The organism is Variovorax sp. GW821-FHT10D07 (assembly GCF_059415325.1).
In genome coordinates, this window is the sequence record NZ_JBWKMZ010000003.1 from 194,301 (window position 1) to 208,830 (window position 14,530).

At 69.1% G+C, this 14,530-nt stretch carries 11 protein-coding genes; 8 read left to right on the plus strand and 3 right to left on the minus strand.

Annotated elements, in window-relative coordinates; translation table 11 throughout:
• Window positions 1-167 precede the first annotated feature (167 nt).
• From AC07PU_RS11325 to AC07PU_RS11360, 8 genes are all read left to right on the plus strand, one after another.
• Window positions 168-509, plus strand: coding sequence for a hypothetical protein (locus AC07PU_RS11325; protein ID WP_057595065.1), 342 nt, complete (start codon window positions 168-170; stop codon window positions 507-509).
• 181 nt (window positions 510-690) lie between these two features.
• Window positions 691-1,218: a sigma-70 family RNA polymerase sigma factor gene (locus tag AC07PU_RS11330; protein ID WP_093345067.1), complete on the plus strand. Its 528-nt coding sequence runs from the start codon at window positions 691-693 to the stop codon at window positions 1,216-1,218.
• Entirely contained in the window at window positions 1,215-2,249 is a 1,035-nt protein-coding gene (locus AC07PU_RS11335; RefSeq protein WP_495317523.1) for a FecR domain-containing protein, read from the plus strand. Before AC07PU_RS11330 ends, AC07PU_RS11335 begins: the two co-directional genes overlap by 4 nt.
• A 109-nt stretch (window positions 2,250-2,358) precedes the next feature.
• Window positions 2,359-4,797 (plus strand): TonB-dependent siderophore receptor, encoded by a 2,439-nt coding sequence (locus AC07PU_RS11340; RefSeq protein WP_495317525.1) that lies wholly within the window; start codon window positions 2,359-2,361, stop codon window positions 4,795-4,797.
• A gap of 54 nt (window positions 4,798-4,851) precedes the next feature.
• Window positions 4,852-6,597: a dipeptidase gene (locus AC07PU_RS11345; protein ID WP_495317527.1), complete on the plus strand. Its 1,746-nt coding sequence runs from the start codon at window positions 4,852-4,854 to the stop codon at window positions 6,595-6,597.
• A gap of 248 nt (window positions 6,598-6,845) precedes the next feature.
• Window positions 6,846-8,024, plus strand: coding sequence for a hypothetical protein (locus tag AC07PU_RS11350; protein ID WP_495317529.1), 1,179 nt, complete (start codon window positions 6,846-6,848; stop codon window positions 8,022-8,024).
• Complete coding sequence (locus AC07PU_RS11355) at window positions 8,014-10,017, plus strand: hypothetical protein (protein ID WP_495317531.1); 2,004 nt, start codon at window positions 8,014-8,016, stop codon at window positions 10,015-10,017. Before AC07PU_RS11350 ends, AC07PU_RS11355 begins: the two co-directional genes overlap by 11 nt.
• Window positions 10,014-12,671 carry a helicase-related protein gene (locus AC07PU_RS11360; RefSeq protein ID WP_490877485.1) on the plus strand — a complete coding sequence of 886 codons (2,658 nt, stop codon included), beginning with the start codon at window positions 10,014-10,016 and terminating at the stop codon, window positions 12,669-12,671. Before AC07PU_RS11355 ends, AC07PU_RS11360 begins: the two co-directional genes overlap by 4 nt.
• On the opposite strand, the gene AC07PU_RS11365 is transcribed toward AC07PU_RS11360, so the two are convergent.
• The 3 genes from AC07PU_RS11365 to AC07PU_RS11375 form a co-directional block, all read right to left on the minus strand.
• Complete coding sequence (locus tag AC07PU_RS11365) at window positions 12,619-13,134, minus strand: MerR family DNA-binding protein (protein WP_490877486.1); 516 nt, start codon at window positions 13,132-13,134, stop codon at window positions 12,619-12,621. The two genes, AC07PU_RS11360 and AC07PU_RS11365, sit on opposite strands and share 53 nt — an antisense overlap.
• 90 nt (window positions 13,135-13,224) lie before the next feature.
• A complete protein-coding gene (locus tag AC07PU_RS11370) occupies window positions 13,225-13,539 on the minus strand; it encodes a chaperone modulator CbpM (RefSeq protein ID WP_057595067.1) in 315 nt (104 codons plus the stop codon).
• A 1-nt stretch (window position 13,540) separates the two neighbouring features.
• The gene (locus AC07PU_RS11375; protein ID WP_495317534.1) at window positions 13,541-14,503 is read right to left on the minus strand and encodes a DnaJ C-terminal domain-containing protein; all 963 of its coding nucleotides are present in this window, start codon (window positions 14,501-14,503) and stop codon (window positions 13,541-13,543) included.
• Window positions 14,504-14,530: the final 27 nt, after the last annotated feature.

The window sequence follows — 14,530 nt, forward strand, 5'->3', positions numbered from 1 at the left end:
CGGCGATTCGGCGCCGAATGTAGCTATTTGGGCGTCGTCGTCCGAAAGTTCCCGGCCATTGTTTCAATTTCGTGAACACCGTGATTCATTGGAGCAAGGGTTTTCCCTGGTTTGATGAGGCAAACTCCGCCTCACCCAAAAGAAGACCATCCAAAGGAAAGACACTCATGAAGACCTCGAACATCCTCGCTGCCGCCGCCCTGTCGCTGATCGCCGTTGCCGGCGCCCACGCGGAAACCTATGAAGGCGTGCATTCGGTGACCTCCGGCTACAGCCGCGCCGACGTGGCGCCCCAGGCCGCCGCCGCTGCCCGTGAAGGCAACATCTACGCCGACGGCGCGACCGCCAACCTGGCACCCGTCGTGGCCGGCAACACCGACCGCGCCGTGGTCCGTGGCGAAGCCGTGGCAGCCGCCCACGCTCCCGGCCAGAACCTGCGCCGCGAATCGTTCCCGGGCAGCGTGATCCCCGCGCAAGCCCGCACGCTGACGCGTCAAGCCGGCCTGTGATGCCAGGCGGCGCAAGCCGCTTCCCGCTGAAGAGAATTGGTTAGAAAAACCGGGCCACGCGACGAGCGTGGCCCGGTTTTTCGTTGGGGCGGACGTAAAGCAGGGGGAAAACGCGGCGCAGCTTGTAAGATAAGAATCATTCCCATCTTCAAGCCGCGCGGGCCCGCGCCCGTCAGTGACCGTGTCCCTCCCGCTCGCCGACCTTCCGCTGCAGACGCAGGTTGAAGCCCTGTACAGCCACCACCACGGCTGGCTGTGGCGCTGGCTGCAGCGCCGGCTCGGCGACGGCCACCGCGCCGCCGACCTCGCGCACGACGTGTTCGTGCGGCTGCTCGCGCGCGAGGAACTGCTGGCGATCCAGGAGCCGCGCGCCTTCCTCACGACCGTGGCGCAGCGCGTGCTGGCCAACCACTGGCGGCGCCAGCAGCTCGAGCAGGCCTACCTCGAGGCGCTGACCCTCGTGCCGGCCGAACTGGCGCCTTCGCCCGAGGAGCGCGCGCTGCTGCTCGAGGCGCTCGCCGAGATCGACCGCCTGCTCGACGGCCTGCCGCTGGCCGTGAAGCGCGCCTTCCTGATGACACGGCTCGATGGCCTGAACCATGACGAGGTCGCGCAGGCGCTGGGCCTGTCGGTCACCACGGTGAAGCGCTACGTGCTCAAGGCCGCCCTGCAGTGCTACTTCCCGGACGCGCTGCCGGCGGGCCGGTGAGCAGCTTTCCCCCTCCCGGCATTGCCGAGCCGCCCGTCTCGGCCGAGGTCGCGCGCCGTGCGGTCGAGTGGATGCTCGAACTCCAAGGGGACTCCGTGCCCGCGCGCGTGCGCGACGAGTGGCGGCGCTGGCGCGCGGCGCACCCCGAGCACGAGCGCGCCTGGCGCCGCATCGAGTCGGTCGACGCCGCCCTGGGCCCGCTGGCCGCGCCCGGCCATGCCGCGCTCGCGCGTGCCACGCTGGAAGCGGCCGCGCCGCTGCGCCGCCGCCAGGCGGTGCGCGCGCTGACCGCGCTGCTGTTCGCCGGGGGCGGCGCCTGGCTCGCCGCCGAGCAGACCCCCTGGCGCGAATGGACCGCCGACCACCGCACCGGCACCGGCGAGCGCCGGCGCATCGTGCTCGACGACGGCACGGCGCTGGTGCTCAACAGCGGCAGCGCGGTCGACATCCGCTATGGCGCGGCCGAGCGGCGCATCCGCCTGATCGCGGGCGAGGTGCTGGTGACCAGCGCCAAGGACGCGGCCGCCCGCCCGCTGCTGGTCGAGACCGCGCATGGCGAGGCGCGCGCGCTGGGCACGATCTTCTCGGTGCGCCGGCTGCCCGAGGCCAGCCTGCTCGCGGTGTTCGAGGGCGCGGTCGCGCTGCGGCCGCGGCAGTCCGCCGGCGACACGCGCGTGCTGCAGGCCGGCGAGGCCACGCGCTTCACGGCCACCGGGGTCGATGCGCCGCATGCGCTCGAGACCGGCAGCGCGGCCTGGACCGAGGGCCTGATCGTGGCGCGCGGGATGCGGCTGGCCGACTTCCTGGCCGAGCTGAGCCGCCATGCCGCGCAGCCGATCCGCTGCGACCCGGCGATCGCGGGCCTGCGCATCTCCGGCACCTATCCGCTGGCCGACGTCGACAAGGTGCTCGACACGCTGAGCGCCACCCTGTCGCTCGAGATCCAGACCGTCACGCGCTTCTGGGGCCTGCGCGCCACCGAGGTGCTGCTGGTGCCCCGGAGCAGCACGGCGCGCGCGCCGCAGCGTTGAAAAAACGCGCGGGCGAAAAAAAAGTTGCCGCGACCTGGTCCGTTTCGCTTTCTCGCGGGACATGGAAGGTGAACAGCCATCTTCCATGGCCGCGAAAGGTCGAATTTCCATGAGTCAGACACAACAACGGGCGCCGCTGCGGCTCGCCCTCGGCCCGGTGGCGCTCGCCGCCGCGCTCGCTCTCGGCGCCGTCGCGCCCCTGCCGGTCCGCGCCCAGGCCGCGGCGCCGGCCCACGGCTACGACATTCCCGCCGACACGCTGGAGAACGCGCTCAACCGCTTTGGCCGCGAGGCGGGCATCCTGCTGTCCTTTCCGACCGAGCTGACCGCCGGGCTGCGCAGCAACGGCCTGCGCGGCAGCTACACGGTGCAGGGCGGGCTCGACAGCCTGCTGGCGGGCAGCGGTCTGCAGGCGGCGCGCCAGCCCAATGGCAGCTTCATCCTGCAGCGGCGCGCCGCGGCGCCGCAGGCCGGCAGCGGCAGCCTGCCGCCGGTGACCGTGACCGCCGGCACGCAGCCCGAGACCGCGAGCAGCCATGTCGAAGGCTACGTGGCCAGGCGCAGCGCCACCGGCACCAAGACCGACACGCCGCTGATCGAGACGCCGCAGTCGATCTCGGTCGTCACGGCCGATCGCGTCGCGGCCATGGGCGCCGCGCGCCTGCCCGACGCGCTGGCCTACACGCCCGGCGTGAAGGCCTTCGACGGCTACGACAGCCGCTACGACTGGCTCTCGCTGCGCGGCTTCGACGCCTACTCGCCGGGCTTCTACCTCGACGGCATGCAGATGCGCAACAACGCGGGCTACGCGGTCTGGCGCATGGAGAGCTACGGCGCCGAGCGCATCGAGGTGCTGCGCGGTCCCTCGTCGGTGCTCTATGGCCAGACCGGCCCGGGCGGCATGGTCAATGTCGTCAGCAAGCGGCCGACCGAGGAGCCGTTGCGCGAAGTGCAGGTGCAGGCCGGCAACCGCTCGCTCAAGCGCGTGGCGGCCGACTTCTCGGGGCCGCTCGATGCGCAGGGCCAGTGGCTCTACCGCCTCACGGCGATGTCGCAGGACAGCCAGACCCAGGTCGACCGCGTGGGCGACCGGCGCCAGTTCCTCGCGCCCTCGCTGACCTGGCGGCCCTCGGGCGACACCTCGCTGACGGTGCTGGCCCATTACGCGAGCATCCGCGCCGGCAATGCCTACGGCTTCCTGCCCGTGACCGGCACGCTGCTGAGCACGCCCTACGGCCGCATCCCGAGCTCGACCTTCGTCGGCGAGCCCGGCTTCGACCGCTACAACCAGAACCAGTGGGACCTCGGCTACCTGTTCGAGCACCGCTTCGACGACACCTGGACCGTGCGGCAGAACGCGCGCTACGGCCGCATCAAGACCGACTACCGCCAGATCTACGCCAACGGCTTCGTCACCAACGATCCCGACAACGTCTTCGATCCGTCGAACTTCCACACCATCAACCGCTCGCTGTTCGCCAGCAGCCCCGAGCGCGGCAAGACCTTCACGCTCGACAACCAGGTGCAGGCCAAGCTTCGTTCGGGCGACTGGCAGCACACCGTGCTGCTGGGCCTGGACTACCAGCGCAGCGTGTTCGACCAGGTGATGTACTTCGGCGAGGCGCCGCAGCTCGAGGTCTTCGCGCCCGTCTACGGGCAGCCGTTCTCGCTGCCCGCGCCCAACACCGACTCGCGGGTGCGGCTGTCCCAGACCGGCATCTACCTGCAGGACCAGATCAAATGGAACGAGCGCTGGGTCGCCACGCTCGGCGGCCGCTACGACCGTGCGCGCGTCGACACCGACAACCACCTCGACGAGAGCACGACGCGCCAGTCCGACCACAAGTTCACCGGCCGCGCGGGACTGGTCTACCTGGCGCCCGGCGGCCTCGCGCCCTATGTCAGCTACTCGGAGTCGTTCTCGCCCTCGACCACCATCGATCCCGACACGCGCCAGCCCTTCAAGCCCGAGACCGGCAAGCAGTACGAGCTCGGCCTGCGCTACCAGCCCGTGGGCACGCGCGACAGCTACAGCGCGGCCGTGTTCGACCTGCGGCGGCAGAACATCGTGACCTTCGACCGCGACTTCGTGCCGCGCCAGACCGGCGAGGCGCGCGTGCGCGGGCTCGAACTCGAGGCGGCCTTCGAGCCGATGCCGCGCTTCAACGTCGTGCTGGCCTACAGCTGGACGCCGTCCGCCAAGGTCGTCAGCGACAGCAACCCCGACCGCATCGGCAAGCAGCTCGTGGGCACGCCGCGCAACCAGGTCTCGGCCTGGGCCGACTACCGCTTCGGCAACGGCGTGAAGGCCGGCCTGGGCGTGCGCTTCATGGGCTCGACGCACGGCGCGAACGGCACGGCGCCCGCGAAGATCCCGTCGTACACCGTGTTCGACGCGATGCTGGGCTACGACTTCGAGCACTGGGCGCTGGCGCTCAATGCGCGCAACCTCACCGACCGGATCTACCTCGGGCGCAACTGCGACGCCTACAGCTGCGGCTACGGCGAGCGGCGTTCGCTCGTGGCCACCGCCACCTACCGCTGGTAGCGCCGCGGGCTCGGCTATCGTCGGAGGATGTTCGCTCTTCGAGGGAGATCCTCCATGCCCCACCGTCTTTCGCTGCCCGTGCTTTCCATCGGCTGCGCCGTGCTCGCCCTCGGCGGCACGGCCTTTGCCGACACGCTCAAGAAGCCCGCCCTCGACCAGCTCGCCGCGCGCTGGCAGGCCGGCCAGACCGCGAAGGACTTCAATGCCTTCCTGGCCCAGGCCGTGGCCGCGAACCCGGCCAACAAGGAACTGGCCACTGCCGTGTCCGCGTATGGCCAGCGCCAGCCGCTCGCGGGCGATGCACTGGTCGACATCGCGCGCCTGCTCGGCCTGTACAACCGGCTGCGGAACCAGCAGGCGGCGATTGCGAGCATCGGCGCCATGGTCGCGATCCCGACCGTGCGCAACGTGCAGGTGCCGCCGCACGAGAGCCCCGCGATCCTCGACTTCGGCCGGCTGGTCGAGACAATGGCGAAGGACTTCGGCCTGGCCTGGCGCAACGTCGACAACCGCATCTTCGAGGTCAGCCTCGAGGGCCGCGGCAGCGAGGAGTTCGGCATCCTCACGCATGCCGACGTGGTGCCCGCGGTGCTGTCCGAATGGGTGCTCGACGACGGCACCCGGCTCGATCCCTTCACCATGACCCGCGTGGGCGACTTCCTCTACGGCCGCGGCACCATCGGCGACAAGGGCTCGATCGCCGCCGTGCTCTATGCGATGAAGGCGGTCAAGGACAGCGGCCTGCCGATCGAGCGCAGCATCCGCCTGATGATCGAGACCACCGAGGAGACCGGTGGCGACGCGATGCTCTACTACCGCAACAAGACTGCGCTGCCGGCCTACAACATCGTGCTCGACAGCAAGTACCCGGCGGTGGTGGCCGAGAAGGGCTCGGGCGCGCTCAAGGTGTTCTTCCCCGCGCAGCCCGCCGACCCCGCGGTCACCGCCATCGTCGCGATGGCCGGTGCCGCCTCGGCCAATGCGATCGCGCAGACCGCCACCGCCATGCTCAAGGGCGGCGACCTCGGCGCCGCGGCCGAAACGCTCGAGGCCGCGAAGGCCGGCTTCCTGCGCAAGTACGAAGCCCAGGGCGGCAAGTTCGCGATCGACATCGTGCGCGGCGCCGACAGCATCGAGCTCAAGCTGACCGGCGTCTCGGCCCACGGCTCGCGGCCCGAGGAGGGCGTGAACCCGGTGCCGCGCCTCGCGTTGTTCCTCAAGGAATCGGGCCTGGCGCTCGCGCCCAACGGCTTTCGCCAGGCCGTCGACTACCTCGATGCGCTCTATGGCACCGGCTACCTCGGCGAGAAGCTGGGCCTGGGCTATGCCGACGACTTCATGGGCCCGCTGACCTTCTCGCCGAACCTGGTGCGCGCGGGCGCCGACGGCCGCGTCGAGGTCACGGTCAACGTGCGCATGCCGCGCGGCCGCACGCCCGACGAACTCAAGGCCCAGGTCACCGCGAAGGTGCAGGCCTGGGCCGATGCGGCCAAGGTCAAGCCCGAGATCCAGTACGACCAGGGCAACTGGATGGCGCGCGACCCCAAGGGCGCCTGGCTCTCGACGCTGCTGAACATCTACGGCGACACCACGGGGCTGGAGGCCAAGCCCGTGCCCACGGCCGGCAGCACCACTGCCAAGCTGATGCCCAACGCGATCAACTTCGGCCCCGCGATGCCCGGCAAGAAGTACACCGCGCACAACGCCAAGGAATACAAGGAAGTGCCCGACCTCGACGCGGACATGCAGATGTTCACAGAGATGCTGGTGCGGATCGGGAATCTGCAGCAGATGCAGTGATTCCGGCGAGCATCGAGTTCGCCACGGGCTGCGCCATGCGTAACGCCCGACGGATAGACTGAAGCTCGTTCCCGCGCGAATGACCGGTGGAATGGAACGCGGGGAGCGCTCAACCAAAAAAAAGCGAGGTATGAATGGGAGGAGTCTGGGGACTATTGGGGCCTGAGCAGCTTCCGATTTCTCGTCGCACCCGAAGCCTGGGGCTCGCTGCGACCATCCGACGGTTCAATGAGCTTGCCGTTCCCGGCATGGGCGGTGTCTGGTACGGCAAGCGCTTCCTGCTGGCGACCCTGGGCATCGTGGTGGCCGAGCGCGTGCGACTGCGCGGGGGCAAGGTGCAGAACATCGAGGTCGCGAATGCCGTCGAGGCATTGGCATGCTGCCTGGCTTTCAAGGGCCAGGGGTGGCAGCCCGATGCCCGCCTGCGAGGCCGCACCAAGCTGCAGGGACAGACCGCCGATCTTTCTTTCAGGAAGGTCGGGCGGCGCGGCTTCTACGTGAGCCAGCCGATGCGCATGGCGGCGGTACGGGCATTGCCCGCACTGGGATTCGCCGAGAACGGCGCCACACGCTTCAATGCCTTTCGTGCCTCGGACGAAGGAGAGGCATTCGTCGAAGATGCATGCCGGCCTTACTCGCCCTACAACCGGTCCGTGGTCGACCATCTCGTGAAGTGGGTGCGCGGAGAGGAAAACCGCACCGACACGGCCTCCTTGAGCGACGCGTTGTCTCCGTTGCTGGCGTTGCCGGGTTCCGCCTGCACGCAGATCCGGGCACGGCTCGAACTCGGTGGAAAGAACGAGGAGCCCGACAGTCGCCTGCGTCGACGCAGCGCATTGAACTGGGTCGCCAGTCTCGACGCCGACCCGACGACGGACTGGCGCAGGCCCGCCGAGATTTCGGACAACAGGCATTGGCACGACCTGCAGGCAGGCGCCGCGTTCTTTGCCGTTCGAGATGCGGCCATCTCGACGCTCGATGCCGTGGAGGGCGCCATGGGCCCCGAAGGACGGCCGACCGCCATCGATGACGCAGCGCGACGCACCGAGCATTCCATCGATGCGCTGCGGCGGGCCGCGAACGAATTCCTCGCGCTCGGGCATCGAGACGCGGAAGCCCTCGATTTCTCCCGCCTGTGCGCGGCCGACAGTCCGGCGCAGGTTCTCCGGGGCCTGGTCGAGCGCGACGGCAGGGTGCTTCGGCTGGCCGGCAGCGAGGTACGGCCGGCCGGCGCGGCATTTCGTGGCACGGCCGTCGAGGAATCCTCGCAGGCGGACGAAGACGACGATGGTCCGACGGGCGACGTTCGCGTTCCCGCCGGAATTTCCTATCGCGTGCGCAACCTGTACCTGCTGAACCTCGACATGCAAGGCCGTCTCGGCGAATGGCTTCAAAGGAATCGATCGGAGGCGGCGCATGAGCAGTGATCGTGGTCGTCTGAGCCTGCCTTCGCTGGCTCAGCATTTCGATGCGCCCGAAGGCTACGTTGGCCATTTCGGCTGGATCTGCGGGTATTCGGCCGATGCCCCGTTCCTGAACGACGCGGCCGAGCGGTTCACGGCGCTCACCAAGGACCAGCGCGCCAGCCAGGGTCAGGTCGCGCTGGCCCTGATCGTCGACCCTGGCCATCCGCCGATCGGCTTCATCGACGCGCCAGGCATCGCTCACCTGGCGATCCTGGAGGCGCGGAACAAGCCCTTTCGGCTGCTGCACGCCAAGGTCGCGCTGCTGGGCTATCGCCATCTGGAGCAGCGCGATCGCTGGCGTCTGCGATTGGTCGTCGCGACGGGAAACTGGACACGCCAGACGCTCGAGGACAGCCTCGATCTGGCGTGGCGCGTCGAGGTCGACAGCGATTCGTTGGCACAGCCCGCGGCCGACGATCGCCGGGCGTGCGCGGACATCGGTGCCGCCCAGGGGCTGCTGGGTGCCATCCGGGCGTGGTTCGACACCCGGCTGCTGGACGCATCGCCGTCGGGCTCCGAGCATGTCCAACTGCTCGATGCCTGGATGGCACGGTGCGCGGCGGCGGCAGCGGGCGAACCGCGGTTCTTCGACAACAGGAATGCCTCCTTGCTGAGCCAGCTGCCGACCAAGGTGAAGGCCGAAAGCGAATCCGGCGCCCGGAACTATCTGGCCATGGGCTCCGGTTTCTACGAATCGGGGACCCGCCCGTCGGAAGCGCCTTCGGTGCCCGTCGCGGCGATCCGCGCACTGAAGGAGGCCTCGTTGCTGACCCGGGCCGCGGAGGTGGATCTCTTCGTCAACCGGCTGGCGTGCCAGGCGGTGGCGTCCTCGGTGCAGGCCCTGGAAAAACAGGGCATGAAAGTGAGACCGGCTGCGGCCCCGTCATCGCTTTTCGGCGACAACAGCGCGCGTACGCTGCACGCCAAGTTCCTGTTCAGTGCGAAGTACGCCAACAACTCCCCCCGATGCAATGGCGCCTGGATCTATCTGGGCTCGGGCAATCTCACGGGGCCGGGGTTCGCGAACGCGATGAGCCCTTCATCGGGAAATCTCGAGGCCGGGGTCGTCTTCGCGCCCGGTCCTCTGTACTGGCATGCGGACCGGGGAATCGAGGCCCATCATGTCGTCGGCAATCTGCTGCCGATCCAGTGGACCGAGGCCTTCGATGGTTCCACGGTCCTGTCGGCCGGCGATCCCTTCGAACGGCCCGAGACCTTGCATACGGCGCCGCCGGTGGCCTGGCTCGCGTGGTGCGAGACAGGCGATGGCGGATCCCTTTCGCTGCCCGCCGAAGTGCTGGACCACGAACTCGCCTTCCAGGTGCTGACACCCGAAGGCATCCCGGGCGTCGTGAGCGGGGGCACCATCCCGTGGACGGGGCGCCGCCCTCGGGTCGTGCGCTGCAGGTGGAATGCCGATGGCACGCAGAAGGAAGCGGACATCCCCGTGATCGACGAGTTCGGACGCATTGCGGCAGCCAAGCTGATGCCTCTGGGGATCGACGAGGGCTGGTGGCAGTTGGCGGACTTTCCGCTGGTGCCGATCGAGGAGACCTCCAATGATGATCCCGATTCACAGGACGACCACCCGGCCGAACCGGGCGGGGAAGGCGGTCGCACGCTGGTGTCGAGCTATTCGATCCGCCAGATGATGGAGCTGGTCGAGAACATCGCCGAAAAGCAGACGGCCATTGACAGGCGCGATTGGGAGCCCTGGTGCCGACGGCTCGAACAGACGCTGGTTCGCATGAAGGACAGCGGACCGGTGGCCTATTTCCAGATGCAGCAGGCGCCGAAGTTGAATCCCTTGAGTCCTCTGCGGTGCGCTCCCTTTCGCCCGACCTTCGCCGAAACCGCGGAAACCTCCGAGGGGCGGCTCTACGAGGAGGCGCTCCGGCGCATCGAGCTCAGCTGGGGCGTGGACGAGATGGTGTCGATGGGGGAACTGCGATGAGCCGGTCATTTGCAGGCTGGGAGGCCGTCGGGCGGAATCTGCAGGAGATCGCCGCTGGTCACGCCATCGAACTCAACGCGGGGCAGCGTGCCAGCCTCGTTGCCATCGCCGAACGCCTGCCGGGCAACGGCGTGCTCATCGCGGACGAGGTCGGACTGGGCAAGACGCGCATCGCCGCGGCCGTCGCGCGTGGCGTGATCGACGCCGGAGGACGCGTCGCCATCATCGTTCCGCCGGTGCTGGGCTACCAGTGGCGCGAAGAACTGCAGCGCAAAGCGCACATCGAGAACACGCCCCTGATCATTCGAAGCCTGGACGCGTACCTGGATGCGTGGAAGCAAGGGGCCGGCGCAGAGGAACCCTGGGGAGATCACCCGGCGTTGCTGATCTCGCATGCCTTTTGCAACTGGTCGATCAAGGGCAATACCAAGACCAACTGGAAGTGGACGCTGCTGCCGGCCACCCTGATCTTGGCCCGGAAGCGGAGTTCGGTGAGGGGGCAGCGTCCGCGTGGCTACAAGGGCGATGGAAAGATGAACGACGCCCGCGTCGCAGCTGCGGCGGAGTGGATTCTCCAGAATTCGGACGAGGCCTTGCTCGATGCACTGGCCTTTCACCCTGAACTGAATCGCTGGGGTGCGGAGTCGCCGTTGTTTAAGCCCGGCAACTACCTCAAGCGCACGGTATTCAGGAGCGCGCTCGAACAGGTGGTGGGCCTCGGGCTCGGGCGCTTCGATCTCGTGATCGTCGACGAGGCGCACAAGAGCCGGGGCGAGGAAAGCAATCTCAACCGCCTGCTGGATTTCGTCGTGCAGCCCGGCGCCGATGCGAGGCGGCTTGCGATGACGGCAACGCCGATCGAACTGGACGCGAAGCAATGGACCTCGACGCTTCGGCGCCTGGGAACGGACCTGCCCCGCGCCCAGCGGTTGATCGATGCCTATGCGGCCGCGGTCAAGCAGGTGCGCGCCAGCCCCACCGATGCGGAAACGCGAGCCGCGTTCGGCGAGGCGGCCCAGAGCTTCAAGAGCACCTTCGGTTCGGTCCTGGTGCGTCGAGACAAGCGGGACGACCCCTGGGTCAGGCGCTTCGCCGAGCTGTCGGGCGAGAGCCACCATGCCTACAGGCGCGAGCGAGCCATCGCGATCGACGCGGCAAGCCTGCCGCCAGCGTGGCGGCAGGCGGTCTGTGCCGCCGAAGCCCTGTCGTTCGCGACGCGGGGCAGCGACGACGCGGTCGCCAAGCGCTTGCGATTGACGCTGGGCAATGGACATGGAATCGCCGCACTGATGGATCAACTGCTGCAGGATGCCGAGGAAGACAAGACGCAGGCCGAGGCGGATGGTGCGGGCCCGGTCGAAGCCGAAGACCCCGTGATTGCAGCACCCAGGAACAAGCGGGAGCAGCGTGCCGACTGGTGGAAGCAAAGGATGGCCGACGCGTTCCGCGAGGGGGCGACGCCGTCGAGCGATGCGGCCCTCTACGAGCATCCGGCCATCGCGGCGGCCGTCGAGGCGATCGAAGCCACCTGCGGACCTGCTGCCAACGAAAAGGTGCTGGTCTTCGGTCGATTCACGCGGCCGATGCGTTCGCTGGTCCGGCTGCTCAATGCCCGCGCGTTGCTGCGCAGCCTCGACAGCGGCGTGCTCTGGCCGCAGGAGAAGCTGGCCGATACCGAGCGGGCCGCCGTGCTCGCCGCGCTGCGCCAATCGGGCCGGCGCGATTCGCTGGATGACATCGACAGTCGACTGAAAACCCAATACGCGGCGCTGGAACAGCAGCGGGAAACGTTCAGGACCCATCTGGTGGCGTCGATCGCGCAGGGGTTCGGATCGATCGAGGTCGGACATCGGATCCGGTCGATCTACGAGGCGTTTGCAGAACGCGTGGAACACGAGGCCGGACGCGAGACCCCCCGTCATGCGGGTGTGCTGGCGCTGGTGGCGCGCGCGATCCAGGACCTCATGGGGCACGGCGATGCCGCCGTGGACGCGGGGCGTATCGCGGCAGCCTTCGTCGAGCTGGTCGACGCGGCCAGCGACCAGGAAGACCGCTCCGATGCGGAGGGCCAGGGCGGGCAGGCACAGGCAGTGCAACGATGGGAAGCGCTCGAAGAGCGGCTCAGGGGTGAGTTCAATCTGGCGGAGGGTGCTTTCGCGCGCCTGATGCACGGAGACACCCGGCCCCACACGCGCCGGATGCTCCAGCTCGCATTCAATCGCGAGCACAGCCACCCGAAGGTGCTCGTGGTCCAGTCGGTCGTGGGCCGCGAGGGGCTGAACCTTCACACCGCGTGCCGGACGGTCGTCCTGCTTCATCCGGAGTGGAATCCGGGTGTCGTGGAGCAGCAGATCGGCCGCGTGGACCGCATCGGGAGCCTGTGGCAATCGAAGTTCCAGGCATGGGAGAAGGCCGCCCCCGACCTGGCCGGCGACGGCCCGCCTCGCATCGAGATCCGGCCCGTGGTTTTCAAGGGAAGCTACGACGAGGAGAACTGGCGGGTGTTGCGCGAGCGCTGGGAGGAGCTGAGGGCACAGCTTCACGGCGTCGTGATCAACGAGCACGCGAGCGACGAGCTCATGCGACAGCTGGCGCGGGAGATCAATGCCCTGGCGCCGGATTTCTCTCCTGCGCCGGTCCGGCCCGCTCGTTGATCGAAGGGGCCGAGTCGCCCTGCCACTGCGCGGCAAAGCCCCGGAGCTCGATCAGCTCGTCGAGGATCGGACACGCCGGCCGGTGGTCGCCCAGGCACAGGTCCGCGAGCCGTTCGAGCACGCGCTTCGTCGCCTGCAGTTCCTCGATGCGCGAATCGAGCGCTTCGGCGCGGCACAGCGTGAGGCGCTTGACCTCGGCGCTCGTGCGTTCCTCGTCGCGCCACAGCGCCACCAGCCGTTCGATCTCGTCCATGGCGAAGCCCAGCGCCAGCGCACGGCGCGCGAAGCGCAGCACGGCGACGTGGGCGTGCGTGTAGCGGGGCTCGGCCGCGGCGATCAGGCCGCGCGCCTCGCACTGGCGCAGCAGCCGTTGCGAAACGCCGGCGCGCGCGAGCGCGGCCTCGAGGTCGAACCGCGGCGCGGTGTCGGCGTGGACGGGCGATGGAAGGGTGCGAGGGGTCATGCGGCCTCCTGTGGAAGAGGCCCGAAGTCTTCGGTCTCGCACGGTGTCAAGGTCAAGCCGCGGCGCGGCTTTTCCTTGCGGCGCGTGGGCCTATCGCAGGCCGTGCGCCTGCAGCACCGTCTTGAGCCTGCGCACCTCGTGCTGCAGGTCGAGGATCAGCGCCGCGGCATCGAGGCCGACACCGAAGTCGCGCTCGAGCCGCCGTGCCTCCAGCGCATGCTGCAGGTCGGCGCTCGAGAAGCGCCAGCGCTCGGGCTGCGCCTCCTCGGTCTCGATGCGCACGATGCCGACCTCGACCAGTTGCACGACCCAGGCGGTGTCGGCACCGCAGGCATGCGCGAGTTCGCTCGCGGCCAGCGGATGCAGCTGGCCGACGGCGGTGGTGGTGATGGAAACGGTCGCCATCTCAGACTCCCAGGTGCTGGCGTGGGTTGAACGAGGCCGAGGCCTTCGCGAGCGCCTCGTAGGCGTTGCGCGCGGCCTCGCTGTCGGCGGGCGGCAGCGCGATGTCGAGCAGCAGGTAGAGGTCGCCGGGCGTCTTGCCCGCGAGGCCGCGGCCCTTGAGGCGCAGCTTGAGGCCGCTCTTGGCCTGCTTCGGCACCGTGACCTCGACCGCGCCGCCGCCGGGCAGCGGCACCTCGACCTGCGCGCCGAGCGCGGCCTCGGTGGGCGTGACCGGCAGGGTCATGTAGAGGTCGCGCGCCTCGACGCGGTAGAGCTTGTGCGGCGCGATGCGCACCTCGAGGTAGAGATCGCCGGCCGGCTCGCCGCCATGGCCCGGCAGGCCCTGGCCCGCGAGGCGGATGAACTGGCCCGGATGCACGCCGGGCGGGATCTTCACGCTCAGGGTGCGCGTTTCCCAGCGCGGCTGGCCCTGCGCGTCGAGCACCTGCGAGCGCAAGCTGATCTCGCGCTCGGCGCCGCCGATGGCGTCTTCCAGCGTGATCTCGATCGCCGCATGGTGGTCCTCGCCGCGGGCGCGGAAGTTCTGCCGCGCGGCGCCGCGGCGCTCGGCCTCGCCGAACATCGAGGAGAAGAACTCGCTGAAGTCGGCATGGTCGGCCGGGCCCTGGCGCGGTCCGCGGTGGAACTCGAAGCCGGCGTCCCAGCCCGGCGGCGGCTGGAAGTCGCCGTCGGGGCGGCCGCCGCGCGCCACGCGGTCGGCCAGGGCGTCGTAGGCGGCGCGCTTCTCCTTGTCGCCGAGCACGTCCTTGGCTTCGTTGATGTCGCGCATGCGCTGCTCGGCGTCGGGCTCCTTGCTGACGTCGGGGTGGTACTTGCGCGCGAGCTTGCGGTAGGCCTTGCGCACCTCGTCGTCCGACGCGGTGCGCTCGATGCCCAGGGCGCTGTAGTAGTCCTTGAATTCCATGGTCTTGGTGTGGGGTGTGGGGACGGC

Excerpts from the sequence above, each read along its gene's own strand:
- AC07PU_RS11325 (WP_057595065.1), top strand. The coding sequence starts at position 168 with ATGAAGACCTCGAACATCCTCGCTGCCGCCGCCCTGTCGCTGATCGCC.
- AC07PU_RS11340 (WP_495317525.1), top strand. The coding sequence starts at position 2,359 with ATGAGTCAGACACAACAACGGGCGCCGCTGCGGCTCGCCCTCGGCCCG.
- AC07PU_RS11365 (WP_490877486.1), bottom strand. The coding sequence starts at position 13,134 with ATGACCCCTCGCACCCTTCCATCGCCCGTCCACGCCGACACCGCGCCG.
- AC07PU_RS11370 (WP_057595067.1), bottom strand. The coding sequence starts at position 13,539 with ATGGCGACCGTTTCCATCACCACCACCGCCGTCGGCCAGCTGCATCCG.
- AC07PU_RS11350 (WP_495317529.1), top strand. The coding sequence starts at position 6,846 with ATGGGCGGTGTCTGGTACGGCAAGCGCTTCCTGCTGGCGACCCTGGGC.
- AC07PU_RS11355 (WP_495317531.1), top strand. The coding sequence starts at position 8,014 with ATGAGCAGTGATCGTGGTCGTCTGAGCCTGCCTTCGCTGGCTCAGCAT.
- AC07PU_RS11345 (WP_495317527.1), top strand. The coding sequence starts at position 4,852 with ATGCCCCACCGTCTTTCGCTGCCCGTGCTTTCCATCGGCTGCGCCGTG.
- AC07PU_RS11375 (WP_495317534.1), bottom strand. The coding sequence starts at position 14,503 with ATGGAATTCAAGGACTACTACAGCGCCCTGGGCATCGAGCGCACCGCG.
- AC07PU_RS11360 (WP_490877485.1), top strand. The coding sequence starts at position 10,014 with ATGAGCCGGTCATTTGCAGGCTGGGAGGCCGTCGGGCGGAATCTGCAG.